At 66.9% G+C, this 24091-nt stretch carries 24 protein-coding genes and 1 pseudogene; 9 read left to right on the top strand and 16 right to left on the bottom strand.

Annotated elements, in window-relative coordinates:
• Positions 1-49 precede the first annotated feature (49 nt).
• Positions 50-760, top strand: coding sequence for a TIGR03089 family protein (locus IEY07_RS22355; protein ID WP_188898082.1), 711 nt, complete (start codon positions 50-52; stop codon positions 758-760).
• 41 nt (positions 761-801) lie between these two features.
• Here the strand turns inward: IEY07_RS22355 and IEY07_RS22350 are convergent, their stop codons facing one another.
• Together IEY07_RS22350 and IEY07_RS22345 are read right to left on the bottom strand one after the other, a co-directional pair.
• On the bottom strand, positions 802-1665 hold the full coding sequence (locus IEY07_RS22350; protein ID WP_188898080.1) for an EamA family transporter: 864 nt from the start codon (positions 1663-1665) through the stop codon (positions 802-804).
• Positions 1665-2549 (bottom strand): MurR/RpiR family transcriptional regulator, encoded by an 885-nt coding sequence (locus IEY07_RS22345; RefSeq protein WP_188898078.1) that lies wholly within the window; start codon positions 2547-2549, stop codon positions 1665-1667. The genes IEY07_RS22350 and IEY07_RS22345 overlap by 1 nt, the downstream gene beginning before the upstream one ends.
• A 23-nt stretch (positions 2550-2572) precedes the next feature.
• On the opposite strand from IEY07_RS22345, the gene IEY07_RS22340 reads away from it, so the two are divergent.
• A complete protein-coding gene (locus IEY07_RS22340) occupies positions 2573-3487 on the top strand; it encodes an oxidoreductase (RefSeq protein ID WP_229670535.1) in 915 nt (304 codons plus the stop codon).
• Here the strand turns inward: IEY07_RS22340 and IEY07_RS22335 are convergent.
• Positions 3435-4304, bottom strand: a complete 870-nt coding sequence (locus tag IEY07_RS22335; RefSeq protein ID WP_188898076.1) for a hypothetical protein — start codon at positions 4302-4304, stop codon at positions 3435-3437. The two genes, IEY07_RS22340 and IEY07_RS22335, sit on opposite strands and share 53 nt — an antisense overlap.
• Before the next feature lie 216 nt (positions 4305-4520).
• Here IEY07_RS22335 and IEY07_RS22330 point away from each other — a divergent pair, with 216 nt between their 5' ends.
• Positions 4521-5324 carry an HIT family protein gene (locus IEY07_RS22330; protein WP_188898074.1) on the top strand — a complete coding sequence of 268 codons (804 nt, stop codon included), beginning with the start codon at positions 4521-4523 and terminating at the stop codon, positions 5322-5324.
• Here the strand turns inward: IEY07_RS22330 and IEY07_RS22325 are convergent.
• Positions 5321-6148 (bottom strand): sugar phosphate isomerase/epimerase family protein, encoded by an 828-nt coding sequence (locus tag IEY07_RS22325; protein WP_188898072.1) that lies wholly within the window; start codon positions 6146-6148, stop codon positions 5321-5323. The two genes, IEY07_RS22330 and IEY07_RS22325, sit on opposite strands and share 4 nt — an antisense overlap.
• A 76-nt stretch (positions 6149-6224) precedes the next feature.
• Positions 6225-6665, bottom strand: a complete 441-nt coding sequence (locus IEY07_RS22320; protein WP_188898070.1) for an MmyB family transcriptional regulator — start codon at positions 6663-6665, stop codon at positions 6225-6227.
• 142 nt (positions 6666-6807) lie between these two features.
• On the opposite strand from IEY07_RS22320, the pseudogene IEY07_RS22315 reads away from it, so the two are divergent.
• The 3 genes and pseudogenes from IEY07_RS22315 to IEY07_RS22305 all read left to right on the top strand — a co-directional run bounded on the left by IEY07_RS22315 (position 6808) and on the right by IEY07_RS22305 (position 8892).
• A pseudogene (locus IEY07_RS22315) lies at positions 6808-7514 on the top strand (SDR family NAD(P)-dependent oxidoreductase).
• A 16-nt stretch (positions 7515-7530) separates the two neighbouring features.
• Complete coding sequence (locus IEY07_RS22310) at positions 7531-8247, top strand: GNAT family N-acetyltransferase (RefSeq protein WP_188898068.1); 717 nt, start codon at positions 7531-7533, stop codon at positions 8245-8247.
• 57 nt (positions 8248-8304) lie between these two features.
• The gene (locus IEY07_RS22305) at positions 8305-8892 is read left to right on the top strand and encodes a DinB family protein (protein ID WP_188898066.1); all 588 of its coding nucleotides are present in this window, start codon (positions 8305-8307) and stop codon (positions 8890-8892) included.
• 67 nt (positions 8893-8959) lie between these two features.
• Here IEY07_RS22305 and IEY07_RS22300 read toward each other — a convergent pair whose 3' ends face one another.
• Entirely contained in the window at positions 8960-9445 is a 486-nt protein-coding gene (locus tag IEY07_RS22300; RefSeq protein ID WP_188898064.1) for a MarR family winged helix-turn-helix transcriptional regulator, read from the bottom strand.
• An 80-nt stretch (positions 9446-9525) separates the two neighbouring features.
• Here IEY07_RS22300 and IEY07_RS22295 point away from each other — a divergent pair, with 80 nt between their 5' ends.
• On the top strand, positions 9526-11067 hold the full coding sequence (locus tag IEY07_RS22295; RefSeq protein WP_188898062.1) for an LLM class flavin-dependent oxidoreductase: 1542 nt from the start codon (positions 9526-9528) through the stop codon (positions 11065-11067).
• Between the two features lie 10 nt (positions 11068-11077).
• Here the strand turns inward: IEY07_RS22295 and IEY07_RS22290 are convergent, their stop codons facing one another.
• From IEY07_RS22290 to iolC, 7 genes are read right to left on the bottom strand one after another with little or no spacing between them, the layout of a single operon-like run.
• A complete protein-coding gene (locus IEY07_RS22290) occupies positions 11078-12595 on the bottom strand; it encodes a CoA-acylating methylmalonate-semialdehyde dehydrogenase (RefSeq protein WP_188898060.1) in 1518 nt (505 codons plus the stop codon).
• Between the two features lie 29 nt (positions 12596-12624).
• The gene (locus tag IEY07_RS22285) at positions 12625-13635 is read right to left on the bottom strand and encodes a Gfo/Idh/MocA family protein (RefSeq protein WP_188898058.1); all 1011 of its coding nucleotides are present in this window, start codon (positions 13633-13635) and stop codon (positions 12625-12627) included.
• A complete protein-coding gene (locus IEY07_RS22280) occupies positions 13632-14531 on the bottom strand; it encodes a sugar phosphate isomerase/epimerase family protein (protein WP_188898056.1) in 900 nt (299 codons plus the stop codon). The genes IEY07_RS22285 and IEY07_RS22280 overlap by 4 nt, the downstream gene beginning before the upstream one ends.
• The gene (gene iolD / locus IEY07_RS22275; protein ID WP_188898054.1) at positions 14524-16452 is read right to left on the bottom strand and encodes a 3D-(3,5/4)-trihydroxycyclohexane-1,2-dione acylhydrolase (decyclizing); all 1929 of its coding nucleotides are present in this window, start codon (positions 16450-16452) and stop codon (positions 14524-14526) included. The genes IEY07_RS22280 and iolD overlap by 8 nt, the downstream gene beginning before the upstream one ends.
• A complete protein-coding gene (gene iolB, locus IEY07_RS22270; protein ID WP_188898052.1) occupies positions 16452-17237 on the bottom strand; it encodes a 5-deoxy-glucuronate isomerase in 786 nt (261 codons plus the stop codon). The genes iolD and iolB overlap by 1 nt, the downstream gene beginning before the upstream one ends.
• A complete protein-coding gene (locus IEY07_RS22265; protein ID WP_188898050.1) occupies positions 17237-18106 on the bottom strand; it encodes a Cgl0159 family (beta/alpha)8-fold protein in 870 nt (289 codons plus the stop codon). Before IEY07_RS22265 ends, iolB begins: the two co-directional genes overlap by 1 nt.
• Complete coding sequence (iolC, locus tag IEY07_RS22260; protein WP_188898048.1) at positions 18103-19047, bottom strand: 5-dehydro-2-deoxygluconokinase; 945 nt, start codon at positions 19045-19047, stop codon at positions 18103-18105. The genes IEY07_RS22265 and iolC overlap by 4 nt, the downstream gene beginning before the upstream one ends.
• A gap of 76 nt (positions 19048-19123) precedes the next feature.
• On the opposite strand from iolC, the gene IEY07_RS22255 reads away from it, so the two are divergent.
• The gene (locus IEY07_RS22255) at positions 19124-19876 is read left to right on the top strand and encodes a GntR family transcriptional regulator (protein ID WP_188898046.1); all 753 of its coding nucleotides are present in this window, start codon (positions 19124-19126) and stop codon (positions 19874-19876) included.
• Here IEY07_RS22255 and IEY07_RS22250 read toward each other — a convergent pair.
• From IEY07_RS22250 to IEY07_RS22240, 3 genes are read right to left on the bottom strand one after another with little or no spacing between them, the layout of a single operon-like run.
• Entirely contained in the window at positions 19846-20109 is a 264-nt protein-coding gene (locus IEY07_RS22250; RefSeq protein WP_188898044.1) for a hypothetical protein, read from the bottom strand. The genes IEY07_RS22255 and IEY07_RS22250 overlap by 31 nt on opposite strands.
• Before the next feature lie 9 nt (positions 20110-20118).
• Positions 20119-21117 carry a glycosyltransferase family 2 protein gene (locus IEY07_RS22245; RefSeq protein WP_188898161.1) on the bottom strand — a complete coding sequence of 333 codons (999 nt, stop codon included), beginning with the start codon at positions 21115-21117 and terminating at the stop codon, positions 20119-20121.
• A gap of 34 nt (positions 21118-21151) precedes the next feature.
• Positions 21152-22678, bottom strand: coding sequence for an LCP family protein (locus IEY07_RS22240; RefSeq protein WP_229670530.1), 1527 nt, complete (start codon positions 22676-22678; stop codon positions 21152-21154).
• A gap of 133 nt (positions 22679-22811) precedes the next feature.
• On the opposite strand from IEY07_RS22240, the gene IEY07_RS22235 reads away from it, so the two are divergent.
• Positions 22812-24017 (top strand): LCP family protein, encoded by a 1206-nt coding sequence (locus IEY07_RS22235; RefSeq protein WP_188898042.1) that lies wholly within the window; start codon positions 22812-22814, stop codon positions 24015-24017.
• Positions 24018-24091 lie beyond the last annotated feature (74 nt).

The following is a 24091-nucleotide window of genomic DNA, read 5'->3' as shown; positions in this document are numbered from 1 at the left end:
AGTTCGGTGCACGTGATGAGCCCGACATCACGTCTGACACCATCGCCGGGTGACCGAAGTTTTCACCGCCCAGTTGCAGCGCCGTAACGCACGATCCGGTTCGGTGCCGCTGATCACCTACTACGACGAATCGCGCGGCGAACGCGTCGAACTGTCGGGCATCTCGTTCGCCAACTGGGTGGACAAGACCGCCGGCCTGCTGACTGACGAGATCCTGCTCGAGCCGGGCGATCGCGTACGGCTGACGTTGGCGAGCGCTCATCCGGCCCACTGGGTCACCCTGGTCTGGGTGGCGGCCATCTGGCGGGCACGCGGCGTGGTCACCCTGGACCCGGACGACGAGGTGGCCGCCGAGGTCGTCGGCCCCGACGATCCGCAGCCAGGGCCGACCGAGACGATCGCCTGCAGCCTGCACCCCTTCGGCCTGGGTTTCAGCTCCGCACTGCCGGCCGGGGTGCTCGACTACGGCGTGGAGGTTCGTACGTTTCCGGACAGCTTCACCGGTCCGCATCCGTCGCCCGAGGACCCGGCGTGGCGCGACGGCGAGCGCCGGCTCAGCCAGGTCCAGGTGGTCGCGGGCGCCGGCGGGGATGCCGTACGCCGGCTGGTCGGGCCCGAGCCGGCCTCTGATCCCTGGGCGACGATCGCCCGGGCACTGATCGAACCTGTGGTCACCGGCGGGTCCGCTGTGGTCGTGGTCGGGGCGGATCCGGCGCGTTGGTCGGCCATTGCCACCGCCGAACACGCGGTTGATCATTAGACCGTGGCCGGCCGCCCGATCAGGTCGCGTTCGCTCGGATCTCATCCGAGGCTGATCGCCGCGATACCGGCCAGCACGACCACAGCGCCGATGATGCGGCGGGCGAGATGTCCCTCGCCGAACAGCCACCAGGCCAGCAGCGATCCGACCACGATCGAGGATTCCCGCAGCGGCGCGACCAGGGCGACGGGAGCGGTCTGCATCGCTGTCAGCACGAGGATGTAGGCCAGCGGGGAGAACACCGCGATGATCAGGATCGGTGCTGCGTTCGTACGGACGACCGTGGGGATCTGGTCCCGCCGGCGGAGCGCACGCGGAGTCAGCATCAGCCCCTGGAGCAGGAACGTGCCGGTGAAATAGGTCACCGGTTCCAGGTGCAGGGTCGTGACAGAGTGGTTGTCCCACAAGGTGTAGCCCGCGATCGCCGCGCCCGTGATCACACCCCACGACACGCCCTGGAGCGGTCGACGCTGGCCGCCCCGGAACGGGTTGCCGGCGACAACGACGATGCCCACCACGACCGCGACTGCACCGATGATCACGATCGGGGTCAGCTGCTCCCCGAGGACCATGATCGCGAACAGCATCGTCAGGACCGGCCCGGTGCCCCGCGCGACCGGATAGACGACACCGAGATCGGACCGGTCGTAGCCGGTCTGCAGCGTCAGGGAGTAGACCACGTGCAAGACCGCCGATACGACCGAACCAACGACGAGCGACCAGCTGAGGGTTTGGATGCCGGTGATCACCGGGATGATCCCGACCGGGACACACAGCAGCGCTGCTGCGCAGGTGTAGGCCCAGACGAACACGAGCGTGTCGCCGCGCTTGTATTTCGACACCGTGTTCCAGATGGCGTGGGCGACGGCCGCCACCAGGACGATCGCAATCGTGCCCGGATGCATCAGGAGATGTCCGGCAGGTCGATGCTCGCCTGCTCGGCCAGCCGACCGCGTTCCGGGTCGCGGAGCGCGAGGGCGGCTGCCAACGCGTCGATGACGACCAATTGGGCGAGGCGACTTCCGGCCGCGGCCATCTGGGTCGGCAGCGGCGCCCCTCCGACGACGAGCGCGATGTCGGCGAGGGTCGCGAGCGGGGTGTCGTACTGGTTGGTGATCGCGATCAGCGTCGCTCCCGCGGAACTGCCGGCGTCGGCGACGCTGAGGGTCGATGACGTGCGGCCGGTCGAGCTGACCGCGATCACGACATCGTCTGATCCGAGGAGCCGCATCGCGATCATGGCGGACTCGTGGTCGGAGATGTTGAGGGTCTTCACACCGAGTGCCCGGAGGCGGAAGACCGCATCCGCCGCGACCGCCGCAGAGGTGCCGGCACCAGTGATGATCACCTGGCTGGCCCGGTCGACCGCGCGGACCGCCTCGTCCAGGGCGCTGAGGTCCAGCGCACCGCCGAGCGCGGTGAGCGCATCAGCCCCGGTGCGAATCGAGGCCTCGAGCACGGCTGCCGTCGACGCGTCAGAGGCGAGTGCCTGGGACGGAACGAAGAACTCGGTCGTGCCGCGGGCCCGGGCAATCTCGAGCTTGAGTTCGGTGAAGCCGTTGAATCCGATGGCGCGTGCGGCACGGACGACACTCGGGGCGGAGACGCCGGCGCGGGCCGCGACCTGGGCGGTGGTGCTGGTGCCGACGAACAGCGGATCGGTCAGCAGCAGATCCACGACCTTCGCCTCGCTCGCGGCGAGGTCCCCGCTGCGGGCCTGGACGGTCCCAAGCCATCTGGTCAGCAGACCGCCCGGATCCGAAATGTCATTACCGCTGTCCCCGTTCACGTGTAACACGATAACCTACCGGCGTGACCAGCCCTCAGGAGTTGACCGTGACCGAGCACCCGAGCGTGGCGATCGTCGGACCGGGCGCGATCGGTACGACCGTTGCCGCGGCGTTGCACGAGGCGGGCCGCTCGCCGCTGCTGTGCGGGCGGACCGCCCGCAAGACCCTGGAGTTCCGGGAGGACGACAATGTCATCGTCGTGCCAGGACCCGTGCGCACCGATCCCGGCCTGGTGGAGGAGCCTGTCGATCTCGTCTTTCTTGCCGTGAAGTCGACGCAGATCGAGGCGGCGGCACCGTGGCTGTCAGCATTGTGTCGCCCGCACACCATCGTCTGCGTACTGCAGAACGGCGTCGAGCAGGAGTCGATGATTGCGCCGTACGTCCCCGGCTGCCCGGTGTTGCCTGCGGTCGTGTGGTTCCCGGCCCAGGTCCAGCCCGATGCCTCGGTGTGGCTGCGCAGCCCGGCCCGGCTGACCCTGCCGGACGTGCCGGCCGCCGGTGTTGTGCGCCAGGCGCTCGGCGGCACCCGGTGCTCGGTCGAGCTGGCCGCGGATTTCACCTCGGTGACCTGGCGCAAGTTGTTGCAGAACGCGGTTGCCGGACTGATGGTCCTCAGCGGTCGCCGGTCCGGCATGTACCGGCGGACGGACATCGCCGAGTTGGCAGTGGCCTATCTCCGAGAGTGCCTCGAAGTGGCGCGGGCCGAAGGTGCGGTCCTGGGTGACGAGGTGCCGGAGCAGATCATCGACAGCTTCCAGGTCTACCCCACCGACCTGGGGACCTCCATCCTCGCGGACCGGGAGGCCGGGCGGCCACTCGAGTGGGACATCCGCAACGGCGTCATCCAGCGACGAGGCCGGGCCCACGGCATCCCGACCCCGATCAGCGACGTGGTGGTCCCGCTGCTTGCGGCGGCCAGCGAGGGGCCCGGTTGATCCAGCTCATGGCGCGGCGCTGTTGGTGGCAGTGGTGATCGCGGTCAGGACCGCAGCGAAGAGAGTCGAGCTGAGCTGTTCGTAGTCCTGTTCCACGCCCTCGTCCGGGAAACCAAGGTCGTTCCACGAGCCCATGCCGCCGAACACCCAAGCCCGGGATCCGGCAGCCATGAGCCTGCGGGCGTCGACCGAGAGCTTTCGCAGAAGCGAGCCATGGGAAGTGGTCGAAGCTGGGATCGGTGTCCTCGAGCAAACCGAGCGCGTCGCGGAACAAGCCGGCCCAGGAGTCCAGGCCCTGCGCTTGCGCAAACTCCAAGGCAGCACGCAGCCGCTCGTGCAGCGCCGCGTGCGCCGCGGCGAGGTCGGGGCTGGCGACGAGTGGGCGTGGCAGGGCGTGTCCGAGGTGGTCGACGTTCCAGATCCGTTGCTGCGGATCATCGCGATCACCGACCGTCCAGCGCGACATCCACAGACGCGGCCGCGGCCCGTCGGCGGCGATCGTCCAGCTGCCACCGTTGGCGAAGGCGGCCGCGATCCGGCTGTCGAGCGGACCGGTGCGCTCATCGTCCGCCGTCACGAGGGTGAGACGCCGCACCCCGGAACCGGCGAGGTGCGCGAACCACGCCGCGATGCCGTCACCCTGCCATACCGGAACGGACTCGCCATCGCGCTCGGTGAGCTCGATTGCCCGCCACCGCTTCACGAACGTGAAGATCTCGGTGTCCGCATCCAGGGCAGGCGGATCGTCGGCCTGCGCGGCCAGCCAGTTGTTGCCGTACAGGCATAGGGCCACGAGCGCGGCCAATTCGCCATTCACACCACGATCCTGCCCGACCATCGGCGCTCGGCGCGAACCCTCTGCCGACCAGACCGATCCGCCAGGATGATCATGGCTACCTGCAGTAAGCGCGTCACGCGGTGCGGCGCTGTGCGGAGGGCCTTGGAGAGTACGAGCTCCGACACCCGATGACTCCGACGGGGACCATGGGCACTTCCTGCAGGACATCGCGCCTTCGCCCCATAGGTTGGAGGAATGAGCCTGGCGGCGCTGTGGCAGAACCGACGTTGGCAGGTGGTCGTCCCGCCGAAGCCCTTGACCGATGCCCAGCTGGCGTTGATCGACCGTTCGCCCGACGAGACCCTCGACGCTTCCGCAGCAGCAGAGCTGCTCGATGCCTACCGCCGGTCCCGGTCAGCACTGTGGTCCGTGTGCGGCTCACGCGGATTCCGCATCGGATTCACTGTCAACTGGCAGCCCGACGCCGCGGGCATCGGTGAACCGGACCCGATCGAGTCAGCACCGCGCGTCGTCCAGGTGTTCGGGCGCCGCTCCGGCGACACCTCACCGTCCCGGCTGATGGCCGTTCCGCGGTCGGAGCGATCTGTAATTGATCTTGACGAGATGATCAGGACAGCCCTTGCCGCCGCTCTGGCGGAACCGGAGATGATCACCGTCCCGGCACCCTCCGACAGTGACTGCGACGGCTGCCGTCCTGATGTACTGACCACGCAGGAGCGATGGCGTGATCATGCCACTCGGGTCATCCGTCCTCGGCATGTGGTGATCGACTCGCAGGTCATCGTGCTGCCGCTGCGGCACGTCCTCAGTCTCGGTGATCTTGCTCCCGCAGAGGTCCTGTCGATCCACCAACAGCTCGGGAGGGTCCGGACGCAATTCCAGCTGGCTTCAGGAGCGACCGGACTGAACTGCTTCGCCAACGACGGTACGGCCGCGCGCCAGGAGACAGCGCACGTGCACCTGCACGTGTTCGGCCGCTCCCAGGACGAGCCTGCCAACCCGTTCGAGCTGTTGGCCGGACCTTCGCGAAAGCCCTAGGAGCCTACGGTGGCAGCGCTGCTCCGCGTCGTGCGGATCCAGTCGAGGCTCTCCTCGATCCGTGCGGTATCAGGTGTGTCGTCATCACGTAGGGCATGTGCCTCGAGTGTCACGGTGCCCGTGTAGCCGCGGGTGTGCAGGCCGTTGATCATCGCCGAAAGATCCAGCTTCCCTTGCCCCGGATGGAGATAGCTCGTCCCCCAGCCTTGGCCCGGATCGGCGTAGTCCTTCAGATGCACATGATCAACACCGGGCCACAACCGGTCATCGGTAACCGCTGCACCGAGTTGATCATGCATCGCCAGGAAGGCCGTATCGAGAGTGATTCCGGCCCGCTGATCGACGGTCCGGCAGCGTACGACCGCATCGAGAGGCGTGCCCACCGCACACAACAGGGTCTCGATCGAGAGCGTGAGATCGTACGACTCCGCGATGTCCAGCAACCGGGTCAATGCCGCCAGGTTGCGGTCGAGCCGGCGATCGGAATCAGGCAACCCCCACAGGTGCAGCACCATCAGCTTCGCCCCGATCGCCCGTGCGAACCGGCAGTTCACGGCGAACCTGTCGAATGCGATCTCGTGGCCGGAGTCGCTCGCGAACGCGGGGCCGATCGACTTCTCGGCATGCAGCACCGGCGTCGGCGCTCCGGTCGCCGCGATCTGGTCGGCGATCTCGACCGCGGCATCGAACCAGGTGCTGTAGAAGATCACCTCGAAGCTCGTGCCGTCCAACCGCCGCATGCCGTCGGTGATCACGTCGACCGAGGACAATCCGGGGTCGCGCGAGAAGCAACCCGTTGAGCACAGCGGTTCGGGAAGAATCACCGCTCGATCATGGCATCCCAAGTTGCGTCCCAACTCATCAAGAGCTTCAGCCGGTCCTCGGACGGCGAGCCGACATTCACGGTATAGGCGGAGATGAACTGCCCGTCCGCGCGATGTTCCGGTCGGCGAACAACATCGCACCGAAGTCGGTCAACAAGGCCGCGTCGGCCCGGTTCCAGGCAAGCACCTCGAACCGCGGTCCCTGCAGGATCGCAGGAGTGGGATCCATGGCCGCGATCAGAGTCCGCAGACCGGCCCGGACCCGGATCTTCTCCGGACGAGCCGGTCGAGGCCGGGCCCGACGGGGCTCCACCAGAGCACGAAGGTGCTGGCGTTCGTAGTCGTCGAGGCGCAACGCATCTTCGATCGCCGTCAGGACCTGGTCCGAGACCTGTCCGGCCCGGCCCTGCTCCAGTCCCTTGCCGCGGCGCGGCACCGGCGACGGCGGCAGGCCCACGTCAGCCGGCTCGATAGCCGTACGCCGCGAGGCCAGGAACTCCCGGACAGTGTCGGGCATGGCCATCTCCCCAGTCTTCCTCACCCCAAGGCAATCGGGACGGCTAAGCAGGCACTGACAGTGCCGGTTTGCCAGGGCTGGCTATCCCATTTTGTTCTACGTCTCCGGCTGGTGCCATGGCGGAAACGACGCAACACAACCCATGGCAGCAAGGAGCAACATGTCCGCCTGGTTCATCATCGGCGCATCGCGCGGCTTCGGCGCGCTGATCGCCAGAACCGCACTCGACCACGGCACCATCGACGTACTCGTGAACAACGCCGGCCGTGGCCTGCTCGGGCCACTCGAGGAGGCGACCGAGGACGAGGTGCGCAACCTCTTCGACCTCAACGTCTTCGCAGTGATCAACATGACCCGTGCGGTGCTCCGGTGATGAGGGCCCAGCGCTCCGGCCGGATCGTCAACATCGGGTCCCGTGCGGGGCTCGGTCCGGATGCCGGTTCGTCGATCTACAACGCCAGCAAGTACGCCTTGGAAGGGATCACCGGCGCACTCGCCCTCGAACTCGCCCCGTTCGGCATCCAGGCGACGGTGATCGAGCCGGGCGTCTTCCGGACCGACTTCCTCGACTCCTCGTCCTTGGCGCAGACGGCAAGCTCCATCACCGATTACGACGACGGGCCGGCAGGGCGTGAGCATCGCGAATGGATCGAGCAGAACAACCATCTCCAGCTCGGAGACCCGGTCAAGGGTGCTGCCCTGATCTATGAAGCGGTGACCACCGATCCGATGCCACCGCGGCTCCCGATGGGCCGGGATGCGGTCGAGGTGCTCGAACAGCGGGCCGTCGACGACGTCGCCGCCCTGGCGCCGTGGCGTGAAAGGTCGCTGGCCACAGCTGCTGACTAGATGCTGTACTTCGCAAGTGCAGCAGCGGGGCCGGGATCGTGTCGAGGCGTTCTGGCGTGCCGTCTTCGGTACCACCGACTGCTCCAACCACGCGGTGATCACACCGCATCGGGCGCCGGACCTGCACGGTTACCCGGGCATCTACGCCGTTCTGCGACAGGAAACGGCGTACGTCTCGGCTCCGGAGTACCTCGTTGACGCCATCAGCCAATGGAGGATCGATCCCACGACAGTGATCGATCCCGGCTGGTGGCTTCGGCAGCTGCCCGACTGGCAGATCCTGGGTCCGAGTGTCCATGCCTTCACCGATGAAGCCCCGCCGGCCGATCACCGGGCATCGCGGTTCCGCATCGAGCCGGTCCTGCCCGGACAACTCACTGAGCTGCGGTCCCGGGTCGACCCGGCGGAGTGGGGCGAGAGCGGTTTCGGCGGCGACGACATCGAAGGTGCCTGGCAGGCCGTCGACGACTCTGGTCATGTGGTCGCTGCCGCAAACCTCACACCCTTCGATGGATCGCCGTCGGATGTCGGCATCCTGACCCGACCCGAGGCCCGCGGACGCGGAGCTGCCACAGCCGTCGGGGTGCGCGCGACCACCCACGCCGTACGGGAGTTCGGCATCGCCCGATGGAGGGCACTGTCCGGCAACACGGCCTCCCGCCACATCGCTGACCGGCTGGGCTTCGAACCGGACTGCCTGCAGCTCGCGCTCCGGCCAGCCGGAGCTCGCTGAGCCGGCATACGGGAAAGGCAGACCTTGCCGAGGCTGATAGCCGTCTAGCATTCGGCCATGCCGACCACACCGATCCGCCAGGATGATCACGGCTACCTGCAGGAATCGCGGCAAACGGTGCTGGGCTGCGTGGAAGGCCTGGGAGCGTACGAGCTCCGACATCCCATGACGCCGACGGGGACCAATCTGCTGGGTGTGGTGAAACACCTGATCGGGATCGAGGCGGGCTACCTCGGCGTCTGCCTCGGCCATCCGTTCGAGCAGCCGCTGCCGTGGATCGCCGATGAGTCGCTCGGCCCCAACCGCGACATGTGGGCCACGGCCGACGAGTCGGGCGACTACATCGTCGAGCTCTATCAGCGGGCCTGTGCACATTCCGACGCCGTGCTGGCAGAAGTCGGACCGGCCGCCGAGGCGAGCGTTCCCTGGTGGCCGGAGGAAGTCCGCGTCACCACCGCTGCCGGCCTGGTGGCCCGGGTCTTGAAGGACACGTCGATGCACGCGGGCCAGCTGCAGATCCTGCGTGAGCTGATCGACAGCCGCGCTGGCACCGACTGGTCGGACGCCGGTGATCGTGACTGGTGGCGCGATTACACTGCCAGGTTGGAAGAGGTCGCACTCCGGTTCCGGAGCAGCGGTGAGTAAATCAGCGGTCCAGTGCTGACGCTGGGCCGAAATTCGGGCTCCACCTGCAACTGGACCGGCAGATTACTCACACTTCCTGGTGAGCCGCGCAGGCGATGCCGAGATGGGCGAGCACGGTCTCGCTGATATCGCCCAACGCCCGGAGCTGATCTTCGCTGAGCACCCCGATCAGGTGATCGTTCACGGCCCGCAGCCGCGCGCATTCCGCCCGCTCGATGATCTCCTGCCCCACCGGGGTCATGATCACCATCGCGCCACGGGCATCCTCGACACAGTCGTCGCGGCGGACCAGACCACGCTCCTCCATCCGCCGCAACTGGTGCGACAACCGACTCTTCTCCCAGATCAGGGCAGCCCGAATCTCGCGGGCCCGCACCGTGTGGTCCGGGCTCTCCAGCAAGGTGATGAGGACCTCATAGTCGGCCTCGGACAGTCCGGTCTCCTGGGTCAGTTCCCGGTTCAGCACGCCCAGCAGCTGGGTCTGCATCCGGTAGTAAAGCCGCCAGCCCAGCTCCTGCTCGGCGCTGATCGCTCGCTCTGCTTCGACCGTCATGTATCCATCGTACGCCGGAGAGGTTGATGTATCATCCAACACAGAGGATGACGTATCAACATTTTGGAACCGAGGGAATCATGCCGGACTACGGCCGCGAGCTCAGCTTCGGCAGCTTCATCACGCCGGCGAACGCCGATCCGCAGCGGGCCGTCCACCTGGCCCAGCTGAGCGAACAACTCGGACTCGACCTGGTGACCTTCCAGGACCACCCCTATCAGGCCGGCTTCTCCGACACCTGGACCTTGATCAGTTATGTCGCCGCACGCACCGAGCGGATCGCGATCAGCGGCAACGTCACCAATCTCCCGCTCCGGCCACCGGCGGTGCTGGCCCGGAGCGTGGCGAGCCTCGACCTGCTCACCGGCGGCCGGATCGAACTCGGGATCGGTGCCGGCGGATTCTGGGACGCCATCGAAGCGATGGGCGGCCGACGGCTGCAGCCGGGCGAATCCGTTGCAGCGCTGGGGGAAGCGATCACCATCATCCGCGAGCTCTGGGATGCCGACCAGCGCGGCGGCGTCCGCTTCGACGGCCACTACTATCAACTCCACGGCGCCAAGCGCGGCCCGGCGCCGGCCCATCCGGTCGGCATCTGGATCGGCGCGTACAAGCCACGGATCCTGCGGCTGACCGGCCGGCTCGGTGACGGCTGGCTGCCGTCCGAGCCGTATCTGCAACCGGGTGACCTGACCCGCGGCAACACCATCATCGACGATGCCGCCCGGACCGCCGGCCGTGAGCCGTCCGACATCCGCAGACTCCTCAACGTCACCGACGCCGACCCGGATCATCTGGTCGAGCTGGCGCTGACCGAAGGCATCGACACCTTCATCGTGATGGGCGACGATCCGGCGGTCCTGCAACACTTCGCCGGCATCGCCCCCGAGGTACGCGAGCGGGTGGCTGCAGCCCGTGCCGTGCACACCGACACCTCACCGACGGATGGCGCCGAGGCGGACCTGGACCATGATCAGTCCGTCACGCCGACCGACGACGGGTCCGAATATGACCGGCTCGGCATCCGCCCGACCGCGGACAGTGGCGCCCGGCTGGCACAGCGCACGCTCTGGGACGAGTCCGCCCGACCGCACCGGAGTGCTTCCGGCCCCGATGTCACCTATACCGACCGTGGTCGGATGGCCGGCCAACACCTGATCGACGTCCATGATCATCTACGCCAAGAGCTCGAGACCGTGCGCGACGTGATCAACCAGGTGCGCAGTGGTGCGCTGGACATCGGCCGGGCACGATCGGTGATCAACGAGTTGACCATGCGGCAGAACGACTGGACCCTCGGCGCCTATTGCGCGGCCTACTGCCGGACCGTCGCCGAGCACCACACGCTGGAGGACCAGGCCGTCTTTCCCAATCTGCGCGCGGCTGATCACGAGCTGGGCGCGGTCCTCGACCGGCTCACCGATGAGCACCACGTGATCCACGAGGTGCTCCAGGATGTCGACCGCCGACTCGTCGGCGTGATCGAGCATCCCGGCGACTACACCGAGTTGCAGGAGGCCGTCGATCTGCTCACCGACACTCTGCTCTCCCATCTGGCCTACGAGGAGCGCGAGCTGGTCGAGCCGTTGGCCCGACACGGCTTCTACCCGGGCCAGCTCTGAGCATCGCCCTTCAGGAGTTCTGCGGGAAGCCCAGATTGATGCCGCCGTGCGAGGGATCGAGCCAGCGGGAGGTGATCACCTTGCCGCGGGTGAAGAAGTGCACACCCTCGACACCGTGCGCGTGGGTGTCTCCGAAGAGCGAGGATTTCCAGCCGCCGAAGGAGTAGTACGCCATCGGCACCGGGATCGGAACATTGATCCCGATCATGCCGACCTCGATCTCGTTCTGGAAGCGCCGGGCGGCGCCGCCGTCGTTGGTGAAGATCGCGGTGCCGTTGCCGTACGGGTTCTTGTTGATCAGGTCGATGGCCTCTTCGTAGGTCTCCACCCGGACGACCGAGAGCACCGGGCCGAAGATCTCGTCGGTGTAGATCGACATCTCCCGGCCGACATGATCGAAAAGCGTCGGTCCGACGAAGAAGCCGTCGCCATCGGAATCCGGTGTCACGTCGCGGCCGTCGACGATCAGCGTCGCTCCAGCTTCCTGGCCGGCGCCGATGTAGCCGGTGATCTTGTCCTGGGCCTGTTTGGTGACGACCGGGCCCATGTCGCTGTCGCGGCGCCCGTCGCCGATCTTGAGCTTCTCGGTCCGTTCCTTGATCTTGGCCACCAGCTCGTCGCCGATGGTGCCGACGGCGACGACCGCCGAGATCGCCATGCAGCGTTCCCCCGCCGATCCGTAACCGGCATTGACCGCCTGATCGGCAGCAAGATCGAGATCGGCATCCGGCAGGACCACCATGTGGTTCTTGGCACCGCCGAGCGCCTGCACCCGCTTGCCGTTGGCGGTTGCGGTCTCGTAGACATAGCGGGCGATCGGTGTCGAGCCGACGAAGGAGATCGATTTGACCTGATTATGACCGAGGAGCGCGTCGACCGCGGTCTTGTCGCCGTTCAGGACGTTGAAGACACCGTCTGGCAGTCCGGCCTCCTTCCACAGCCTGGCCATCCACAGGGCGGCACCGGGATCCTTCTCGCTCGGCTTGAGCACCACGGCGTTGCCGGCCGCGATCGCGATCGGCGTGAACCACAGCGGCACCATGATCGGGAAGTTGAACGGCGAAATGATGCCGACCACGCCGAGCGGCTGCCGGACCGAGTGCACGTCGACGCCGGTGGAGGCATTCTCGGTGAAGCTGCCCTTGATCAGATGCGGGATTCCGCAGGCGAACTCGACGACCTCCTGGCCGCGACTGACTTCGCCGGCAGCATCGGAGAGCACCTTGCCGTGCTCGGAGGTGATGATCTCCGCCACCTCGCCGGACCGCTGGTTGAGCAGCTCGCGGAACCGGAAGAGCACCTGGACCCGCTTGGTCAGCGAGGTGTCGCGCCAGGCCGGGAAGGCCTTGGCCGCCGCCGCGATCACCTGATCGGCATCTTGCTCCGAGGCGAACGCCACCTGTGCGGTGACCGCTCCGGTCGCCGGGTCGGTGACATCGCCGAACCTGCCCGAGGTGCCGGCGAATTCCGCTCCGGCCGCCCAGTGATTGATCGTCTGCTTGTCCGACTGCTCGTTCGACCCTGCCATGATCAGCAACCCATCCTTCGCTTCGTTTCCTACTCGATCGATCCCAGTGTCACCGGGACGACCTCACCGGTGCGCACCGCCTCCACTCCGGCCGCGCAAACCGCCGCCGCCGCATAACCGTCCCAGGCACCCGGACCGTCGATGCCACCGGTGCGTGCCGCATCGACCCAGTGCTGCAGCTCGATCTGATATGCCGGCGCGAACCGCTCGATGAATCCGGGCGGCACCAGGCCGCCCCACCGCCCGCTGCCATCCGGTCCGGAGAGCTTGGTGATGCCGTGCTGGTCCAGACCGAAGAGCGTGCTCCCCCGCTCCCCGACGACCTCGGTCCGCACCTCATAGCCGATCTGCGCCCTGACGAAGATCTCGACCGTGACGATCACGCCGCTCCCGGTCCGGAAGATCACGATCATCGGGTCCGAGACGCCCTCTGGTGCCGCGGAGGTGGCCGTCGGCTTCAGCACCTGCACCGAGGCAATCTCCTCACCCAGCAGGAACCGGGCGACGTCGACCTCGTGCACCACCGAGTCGGTGATCATCATCGCCGAGTCGAAGTGCGGGCCGTTGGCCATGTTGCGGTGGACACAGTGCAGCAACAGCACCCGGCCCAGCTCGCCGGAGTCGATCAGTTGTTTGGCCGCTGCATACTCCGGGTCGAACCGCCGCATGAATCCCAACTGCACAAGCTGTTTCCCAGTACGCCGCTCCGCCTTCACGACCTCGAGCGCACTGACCGGATCGACCGTCAGCGGCTTCTCGCACAGTACCGGGATGCCGCGGTCCAGGCAGGCCAGCACCTGCTGCTCGTGGGCCGTGCCCGGACTGGCGATCACCACCGCATCGACATCGTCGGCGTTGATCGCGGCCAGCGGATCGGATTCGGTCCTCGCACCGATCGACCCGGCCACAGCCACAGCCTTGGCCTGGTCGTAGTCGTTGATCACCGAGACGGTAGCCCCGTGCACGCGTCGGCTCAGCGTCTCGACATGGAATCCGCCCATCATCCCGACGCCGAGCACGGCGACCCGAAGATCACTCATGCGACGCAGTTCTTCAGATAGGTGAAGGTGCGCTGTGCGATCGGCAGCGGCACGTCAGGCGGGCACGGATAGAGATCCTGCTCGACGATCCCGTAGAGCGGTCGGCCCAGGTGGCCCACCGCGTCCAGGATCGGCCCGAGATCGGGCTCGCCGGCCGGCGGCTCGATCATCACGCCGCGGCGTACTGCCTCGGGAAAGGACAGGTCCTGGGCGAGCACGGTGTCACGGATCGCCGGGTCGACCTGCTTGAGGTGCAGGTAGCCGATCCGCTCCGGGAACCGGTTGATCAGGTCGAGGCTGTCGCCGCCGTAGTAGGCGACGTGGCCGGTGTCCAGGCACAGGTTCACATACGCCGGATCGGTGGCGGCCAGGAAGCGTTCGATATCAACCTGGTAGCCGACGTGGCTGTCCGCGTGGCTGTGGAACTGGACCTTGAGGCCGTACTCGTCGGCGATCCGCTTGCCCAGCTCGTTCATCCCGTCGGTCATCAGCTTCCACTGCTCGACGGTGAGCTCGCGGGGCTCCTTCGGCTCGCCGGTCTTGTGATCGCGCCAGACGTCCGGGATCACGACGATGTGCTCGCCACCGACGGCCTGCGTCAGCGCGCCGACCGTCGACACCTGTTGCCAGACGTCATCCCAGGAATCGGGCTGGTGCAGGTGCTCGAAGACCGTCCCGGCGGACACCTTCAGTCCATGGGCGTCGAGTTGGTCCTGGAGTTCCTGGGCGTCGGTGGGCAGATAGCCGACCGGACCGAGCTCGATCCAGGTGTAGCCCGCCTCGGCGACCTCGTCGAGGAAACGGCCGGGGTCGATCTGCTCGGGATCGTCGGCGAACCACACGCCCCAGGAGTCGGGTGCAGACCCGATAGTGATCAATTCAGTTCCTTCAGTCATGAGGATCCAGGTAGATCCGCTGTGCCTTCTTGTGATCTTGGTAGTCCTGGTACGCCTGCTGGGTCGAGTCAAGGGTCGAGACCTGGCTGACCGGCACGTCCCACCAGGACCCGGAGTCGGGTGCGTCGATGAACGGGTCGGTCTCGACGTGGATGACGACCGTGTGGTCGGCCTGCTTGGCGGTCCTGATCGCGGCGACGAACTCGTCGGCCGTATTGGCTTTGATCACGTCTGCCCCGAGGCTGGCGGCGTTGGCGGCGAGGTCGACCGGCAGCAGGTCGCCGTCCAACCGACCCGATCCCGTACGCCTCCGGTACCGGGTGCCGAACCGCTGCGACCCCAGCGACTCGCTCAGTGAACCGATCGAGGCGAAGCCGTGGTTCTGCACCAGGACGGCGATGATCTTGACGCCCTCCTGGATCGCGGTGACCAGTTCGCTGGACAGCATCAGATAGGAGCCGTCGCCGACCATCACGAACACGTCCCGGCTCGGATCCGCCAGTCTGACACCGAGCCCGCCGGCGATCTCATAGCCCATACAGGAATAGCCGTATTCGACGTGGTAGCCACCATGATCACGGGTCCGCCACATCTTGTGCAGATCTCCGGGCATCGACCCGGCTGCACACACCAGCACGTCACGGGAGTCGGACTGCTCGTTGACCATTCCGATCACTTCGTTCTGGCTGAGCAGCCCGCCGTCGCCGGCGGCCGGGACCGCCGGATGGTAGGCGTCGTCGACGATGGCATCCCATTCGGCTTTCAAGGCGGTGATCCTGGCCGTGTAGTCGGCGGAGACCCGGTGATCACCGACCAGGCCGGCGAGAGCGGTCAGGGTGTCCCGCGCGTCGGCGAGCAGCGGCAGACCGGCTTCCTTGATCGAATCCAGACCGGCGACGTTGATGTTGACGAACCGGACTCCCGGATCCTGGAAGGCCGAGCGGCTGGCGGTGGTGAAGTCGGAGTACCGGGTGCCGATCCCGATCACCAGGTCGGCGTCCCGGGCGATCGCGTTGGCCGCCGTCGTCCCGGTCGAGCCGATCGCCCCGAGACACTGTGGATGATCATCGACCAGATCGCCCTTGCCCGCCTGGCTGAGACCGACCGGAATCCCGGTCTGCTCGGCGAACGCCTGCAGGGCGTCCTCGGCCTGGCTGTAGTGCACGCCGCCGCCCGCGACGATCAGCGGCCGCTGTGCCGCAGTGATCAACTGTGCCGCCCGCTCCAGCAATGCCGGCTCGGGCTGCGGACGGCCCAGCCGCCAGACCCGCTTGGCGAACAGCGCCTGCGGCCAGTCGTACGCCTCCGCCTGGACGTCCTGGGGGAAACAGACCGTGACCGCACCGGTCTCGGCAACGTCGGTCAGCACCCGCATCGCACCGAGCAGCGCGGAGGGCAGCTGTTCGGGCCGGGAGACCCGGTCGAAATAGCGGGAGACGGGCCGGAACGCATCGTTGACCGAGATATCGCCGGCCTCCGGGCGTTCGAGCTCCTGCAGCAGCGGCGATGCGTGCCGGGCGGCGAAACCGTCGGCGGGCAGCAACAGCACCGGGATTCGGTTGATCGTTGCCAGCGCCGCCCCGGTGATCATGTTCGTCGCGCCTGGGCCGATGCTGGTCGTGACGGCGTAGGTCTGCAACCGGTTCCTGGCCCGGGCGAACGCGACCGCGGTGTGCACCGCGCCCTGCTCGTTGCGGGCCAGGATGTAGGGCATGCTGCCCGGTTCGTCGACCTCGGCCTGCAGCAGTGCCTGACCGAGTCCGGCCACGTTGCCGTGCCCGAAGATCCCGATCGAGCCGGCGAAGAGTCGCTGCTGGGCGCCGTCGCGTTCGGTCCACTGGTTGGCCAGGAACCTGATCGTCGCCTGGGCGACGGTCAGCCTGACCGTCTCTCGTGCCTTCTCCAGCTCCGTTTCCGACATCATCGTCTCCTTTCCAGCCTGGGATCGATCTGCTGACCGTCCCAGGACGCCCGGACGAAAGCATGGTCGGGGTGATCGGTGATCAACCACGCCCGCTCCTGTCCGGGGCCCGACATCGCATTCAGGTAGTACATCTCGAAACCGGGTGCCGCCACACAGGGGCCGTGCCATCCGTACGGGACCTCGATGATCGTCCGGTCACGGACCTCTTGCAGCAGATCGATCGGCCGATCGTCCGAGGCAGTCGTCTGCATATACCCGAAACCCGGCTCGCCGCGCGGTCCGCCGGCGATCTCGAAGTAGTAGAGCTCCTCCAGCACCGACTCCGTCTCGCTGGAATGATCATGTTTGTGCGCCGGATAGGACGACCAGTTGCCGTCCGGCGTGATCACCTCACAGGCGATCAGCTTCGCGGTGTCGAACGACCCGACCGTACCGAAATTGCGTACCAGCCGGCTGGACTGTCCGGCACCCCGGAGTTCGATCGGCACGTCCGAGGCGGCGCCGTAGCGGAAGGGCAGCTCCTGGTCGGTTGCCGCGCCGCAGAGCGCGAAGCGGATGCCCGTCGGTGACGAGACCGAAACCGTACGACCGATCGGCAGATAGCAGAAGTCACTGGGTCCGGCGAAGACCGATTCCCGGCCCACGAGCTCGTAGATCCTGCCGTCACAGCTGACGGCTGCCGACCCCGCCAACGGCACCACGATCAGTTCCTCGCCAGCTGTCTCGATGTCGATAGACCCGCCCGCGGCGACGTCGAGCACCCGAAGGCTCGTGTACTGCATCAGTGCACCATCCCGGCAGCGATGTCCACCGCCGCCGCGACATCGTCATCGCGCGGGTAGAGCAGGCTGCGTCCGACGACCAGGCCCCGGATCGGCGGCAGCTTCAGCGCGGCGGCCCATTGGGCGTACGTCTCATCGGCCGAGCCCTCGGGATCCCCGCCCAGCAGCAGACTCGGCAGCGTGGTTGCCGCGGCAACCTCTTCCATCCGATCGGTCACCGGCAGCTTCAGCCAGGTGTAGGCACTGGAGGCCCCCAGCCCCTGGGCGATCGCGATCGAGGTGATCACGGCCTCGGGCGTCAGGTCGTTGGCGATTCGGCCGGCGTCGGTGTGCCGGGCCAGGAAGGGCTCGACCAGGGCGATGTGTCCGGCCCGGTTGAGCTCGGTCACCGCCTGCCCGCAGGCCTGCAGCGTCGACGCGGTAGCGGGGTCGTCGACGACGATCCGCAGCAGCATCTTCGCTCCGTCGAAGCCGGATTCGACAGTGCCACGGACGTCGTAACCCGTCATCCGGTCATCGGCCTCGAAGCAGGAACCTGACAGCCCGCCGCGGTTCAGCGAGCTGAAGACGATCTTGCCTTCGAGGGCGCCGAGGAGCAGCAGGTCCTCCAGGATGTCGGCAGTCGCGAGGACGCCGTCCACACCCGGCCTCGACAGTGCCGTCACCAGCCGCCGCAGCAGCTCCGGTCGATCGGCCATCGCGGTCGGCCGGCCCAGCGCCGACAGCGATCCGCGGGCCGGATGATCACAGGCGATGATCATCAAACGACCGTCGGCGGGCAGTCCCGGACGGCTACGCTCGGCCAGCAGCCGACCGATTCGGCCGGGATCGGTCAAGCGGATGTCGGTCAGGTCGCTGATCTCGGTCATGCCCGCAACAACTCGTCGATCTCCTGCTCGGTCGGCATCGCCGTCGAGCATTCCAGCCGGGAGGCGACGATGGCACCCGCCGCATTGGCCCGGTGCAAGACCTTCTCCAGCGGCCAGCCGGCGAGCAGCCCGTGGGCGAGCGATCCGCCGAATCCGTCGCCGGCCCCGAGCCCGTTGAGCGGCTCGATCGGGATCGGCGGCGCGACCACCCGTTCGGTTCTGGTCTTGCCCAGGACCCCGTCCGGGCCCTGCTTGACGATTGCGATCTGGACCCCGGCGTCGAGCAGCGCATCGGCGGCCTTCTCCGGATCCGATTCGCCGACCGCGACCTCGCACTCCTCCCGGTTCCCGACGGCGACGGTCACGTCCGGCAGCACCTTTGCGATCTGCTCCCGAGCAGCGTCCGGGGTCTGCCAGAACATCGGCCGGTAGTCCAGATCGATCACCGTGAACCGTTTGCGGGCCCTCGCCTCGAGCACCGCGAAATGCGACTCCCTGCTGGGGTCCTCGCTCAGCCCGGTGACTGAGATCCACATCAGGTCGGTGTCCCGTACGGCGTCGAAGTCGATGTCGGCCGGCCGGACCTGCAGGTCCGGTGCCGAGGGCTTGCGGTAGAAGTACAGCGGGAAGTTGTCCGGCGGGAAGATCTCGCAGAAGGTGACCGGGGTCGCGTACTCGTGGTTGGTGACGACGTGCCGGTCGTCCACTCCGAGGGTGGTCAGCTGCCGGCGGACGTAGCGGCCGAAGGGATCGTCACCGACGCCGGTGATGATCGCCGCCGCCCGCCCCAGCCGGGCGGCGGCGACCGCAACATTGGCGGTGGTTCCGCCGAGATATTTGCCGAAGGACGTGACATCCTCCAGTCCGATGCCGATCTGGTCGGGATAGATGTCGACCCCGCTCCGTCCGAAGGTGAGGACTTCGTGGTGCACACCCGCCATGACCACCAGCCAATCAGGCGGACGGCGAGCAGGTCAAGTCTTTGTCCAGACAATCGGACATATTAAGCTCGTGCTCATGTCTCAGTCTGCCGAGCCGAAGCAGCTGGACATCGTGCTGGACCGGACCAGTCCGATCCCTCTTTACCACCAGTTGGCACACGCGATCGAGGCGGCGATCACCGCAGGTGAGTTGGTTCCCGGCGACCGACTGGAGAACGAGCTGTCGATGACCAGCCGGCTCGGACTGGCCAGGCCGACCGCCCGCCAGGCGATCGCCCAACTGGCCCGGAAGGGATTGGTCGTCCGCAAGCGCGGCGTCGGCACCCAGGTGCTGAGCCGGCAGATCAACCGGCAGGCCCGACTGTCGAGCCTGTACGACGATCTGGTCGCATCAGGCCGCAGTCCGCAGACCCGGCTGCTGTCGTACGAGATCGGTGAGGCTCGGCCGGAAGTGCTCTCCTGTGGCGCCGACATCGATCCGGGGACGAATTTCATCACCATCAAACGGCTCCGGCTGGCCGACGGCGTACCGCTGGCGATCATGGTCAACCACCTGCCGGACTGGCTGTCGATCAGCGAAGCTGATCTTGCCGACGGGGCCCTGTACGCGTTGCTGCGGTCCCGCGGCATCAATCTGCGGGTCGCCCACCAGACCGTCAGCGCGCGGTTGATGACCGCCGAGGAGTGCCGGCTGCTCTCCGATCACCAGCCGTCGGCGTGTATGGCAACCCAACGGGTCGTCTACGACGACACCGGCCGGCTGATCGAGATCGGCCGGCATGTCTACCGCGCCCCGCACTACTCCCTGGACGTGTCGCTGGTGCCGTGAAGCGGACGGCGCCGCACCCGGATGGCGCCGATCTCGACCACGACCGATTCCGGCGAGGTGTCGAGGTCCTCGTACAGATTGGCGAAATAGAGGCCCAGCCCGTCAAGAGTCCCCAGCGCAGCCTCGGCATCACGGGCCATCGAGTCGATCAGGCGATCGAAGTGCTTGTCCTTGCCGGTCAGCTCGATGCAAACCCGGTTGTTGACGAAGCTTTGGGACGGGGTTCTCGGCAACCGCCAGGATTACGACGCCTTGGTGTCGTGATCAAGCCCGACCAGGAATCCCAGCCCCCAGGCCAGGTGCATGATGATCAACACCAGCGGCAGCCGTGCCCGCGCGGCAGGGCTGAGGCCGGAAGCCGTTGCGGTACCAGCGATGATCAACAAGAGATAGCCCAGCGGTGCGAGCCAACCCAGCTTCAAGATCAACTTGTTGGTGATCATGCCAGCCAGTCCGCCCGAGATGCCGACACCGATCCCCATCACGGCGATCGGGGGTGCCAGATAGCGCAGCCCGGCCGTGTCGGGGTGTCGCCGGACCACCTCGCGGCGCCACTTTCCGGTCAGGTAGAACTGTGCGGTCAGCGCGCGCAACGTCGAGCGCGGCCGATAGGTGACCTTCAGCTCTGGGGAGAACCAGATCAGCTCGCCACGCTGCCGGAGCCGGTAGTTCAACTCCCAGTCCTGTGCCCGGTGCAGGGTCTCGTCGTAGCACCCCGCGTCCAGGAGTGCTTGTTTGCGGAAGACGCCGAGAAAAACCGTGTCGGCCGGCCCGGCGGGGGACTCCTCGAGGTGGAATTTCGAGCCGCCCAGGCCCAGCCGCGAGGTGTACGCGTACGCCACTGCCTCCTCGAAGGGTGACTGGCCCTGGGCATCCATCACCCCACCGACATTGGCCGCTCCGGTCTCCTCGAGCAGTTCGACGGCTCGCCTCAGGTAGCCGTCGGTGAGCTCACCGTGGCCGTCCACCCGGGCGACGATGTCGTAGTTCGCGGCGGCGATGCCCAGGTTGAGCGCGGTCGGCGTGCGACCGGTCGGATTGTCGACCACCTGCAGCCGGGCATCCCCCGCAGCCAGCTTTTCGGCGATCTCATGGGTGTGATCGGTGCTCGGTCCGATCGACATGATCACCTGCAGATCCCCGGGGTATTCCTGGTCAAGGATCCGCCGGACGGCGGCAGCCAGATGGCGTTCCTCGTTGAGGATCGGCATCACGACCGACACGCCGGGATACTGCGAGATCATCTCGCCATCCTGACAGGTCGACACCGGATGATCAGGCCGACCCCGCGGAGCACACCGAGTTGAGATCGTTCGTCCCACTGGTCGGCGCCGAGGGCTTGGTCGAAGCGCTGGACGACCCGCCGGACGGCTTGGTGCCGGCCGTCGCATGGCCGGACGGACTTGCCGTGGCCTTCGCCTTCTTGGCCGCCGCGCGCTGCGCCTTGGCCAGCTTGGCACCGGCATCGGTGGCCTTGGCCACAGCCGCCTTGGTGGTCTGGTGCATCAGGGCGAAGTCGGGGCTGCCCGGATAGATCATCGGCGGTACGAAGGCGACGCTGGCGATCGAGTGCCGTTTGGCCTTGCCGGCCAGGTCGATCAGCTTGTTGATCTCCGACGGGGGCACGTCGGTCTCGATGATCTGCTTGCCCGCGGCCGCGATCTTGTTGAATTTGGTGAGCACGGTGACCGGGTCGAGCTGGTTGAGCATCGCGTCCATCACACACTTCTGCCGGGCCATCCGCGCGTAGTCGGAATCGGCGTGCCGTGATCGGGCGTACCAGAGAGCGTGATAGCCGTCCATGTGCCGGGTGCCCGGTTCGATGTAGTGCTTGACCTTCTGGCCCGGCACCTGGCCGCCGATCGGCAGCTTCTTGTTGACCGTGATGGTGATCCCGCCGACCGCGTCGATCAGCTTCTGGAAACCCTTCAGGTCGATCAGCGCGTAGTAGTTGATCTTGAGTCCGGTGGCGCCCTCAACGGCCTCCTTGGTGGCCTGCGCACCCGGATTCTTCACGCCGGGATAGAGATCCTTGTGGGCCTCGGCGTAGGTGTAGACCGCGTTCAGCATGCAGCTGTGGTCGGCGCATCCGTAGCCGTTGGGAAAGACTTTGTGCAGCGGTGACGAGGCCGGGAACGGCACGTCCTCCAGGTTGCGCGGCAGGCTGAAGAGCACCGTACGTCCGGAGTCGGTGTCGATGCTGGCGACGGTGATGCTGTCCGGACGCAGACCGACCCGGTCCGAGCCCGCGTCGCCGCCGAGCAGCAGCACGTTGATCCGGCCGTCCTTGGCCACCTTGTCGCCACCGCCGGTGAAAACCGAGGACATGAAGTCGCGCTGGTCGGAGACGATCGATGCACTGGCGAACATGGCGCCGGTCACCAGGAACACCAGTGCGCCGCTGAGCATGGCGAACCCGAGACGGTGTTGTCGTGCCAGCTCCGGCGGCCGGCTGATCCGCCAGGCGTCGATCATCAGACCCGCCCAGCAGATCCCGAGGACGATCAGCAGACCCTGCAGCAGCCGCAGCGGGGCCTGGCTGGACATCAGCGTGATGAATGCGCTGCGACGGAAGAGGGCGAGGGCAACAGTCGCCAGCACCGCGACCACCAGCACCGCCCAGGTCCTCAGTGCGAACCGGCCCAGGCGCTTGCTTCCGGCGGCCATCTGGGCCGAGCCGGGAAGCACCAAGGTCATCAACAAGAAGGTCAGCCCGCGGCGGAGCTTGATCCGCTGGCTCTTCTGTTGGGTCGGGTTCGGACCTGCCGGACGGGAGGCAGGCGGCAGCGTTGTTGCGGTCACCGGCGCGCCTTTCAGTTGGGGAAGGTATCCGTGCGCCCACCCGCTCGGTCGGCCGACGTACAGATGACCTCAGTATTCCGGCCCTCCGGCGACGATGCCGGGCCGACTCGCCGGTCACAGGTACTTTGGTGGAATGGCATCCAGTCACGACGACGATCTCGACTGGCTCTACCACCGCGACCCGAAACAGTCGCGGGACCAGGAGCCCGAGCCGACCCGCCTGCTGCCGCAGCAGGAACCGGCGGCGTACGACCCTAATCCGCAGGTCGAGAGCCGGCAACCTACGCAGCGCGCTCCCCAACCGCCGCAGGAACCGCCCTCCCAGCCGCCGGTCGCACCGCCGCAACCCGCCCGGGCACCGCGTCCGCCGCGGAAGCGGAGGGTCGGGCGGCGAATCGCCGCCGGGATCGCGATCTTCCTGGCGGCCGTGCTGGTCTGGCTGGTCGCGGTTCCGATCTACGCCTGGAGCCATGTCAACCGGGTCGCGTTCGAGCCGTCCGGGAGTCGTCCGGCGGACCAGCCCGGCACCCTCTACCTGATGGTCGGCTCGGACTCTCGCGCCGGACTGACCAAGGAGGAGCAGAAGAAGCTCGGAACCGGACATGACGCGGGCCAGCGGACCGACACGATCATGCTGCTGTACGTCCCGCCAGGCGGGCAGCCGGCGCTGATCTCGATTCCGCGCGATTCCTATCTGCCGATCCCCGGGTACGGCTCCAACAAGATCAACGCGGCCTACTCCTTCGGTGGGGCCAAACTGCTGACCAAGACCATCGAGAAGAACACCGGGCTGCGGGTCGACCAGTACACCGAGGTCGGCTTCGCGGGGTTTGTGGACGTGATCGACGCGATCGGCGGCATCCACGTGTGCCTGAAGCAACCGATCAAGGATCACGACGCGCACATCAACCTCAAGAAGGGCTGCCAGACTCTGGTCGGCAAGGACGCGTTGGGATACGTCCGCGAACGCCATGCCGACCCGCATGGTGATCTTGGCCGGGTCGAGCGGCAGCGCCAGGTTCTCGGCGCCATGGCCAAGAAGGCCGCCTCGCCCGCGACGATCGTCAACCCGATGCGCTATTGGCGGCTGGCCAACTCCGGCACCGATTCGCTGGCTGTCGGTGAGAACGCCTCGATGTTCTCCGCCATGAAGATGATCATCGCGCTCGGCCGGGTCTCCAGCGGCAACGGCCTGACGCTCACGGTTCCGATCGCCAACGCCAACGCCACGACCTCGGCCGGTTCGTCGGTGCTGTGGGACAACGCCAAGGCCAAGGAGATGTTCGGCGACATCGCGCGGGGCGATACCAGCAATCTGAAGAAGTTCGCTACCAAATAGGTAGCTAGTGTTGCGCGTCATTAATTCGTTTACAGTGTGGGATGATGGTGTATGCCATCAACTGTGTTCGAGGT

This window comes from Microlunatus endophyticus, from assembly GCF_014646195.1.
Classification (GTDB): Bacteria; Actinomycetota; Actinomycetes; order Propionibacteriales; family Propionibacteriaceae; genus Microlunatus; species Microlunatus endophyticus.
This window is presented reverse-complemented; position numbering and strand designations above follow the sequence as displayed.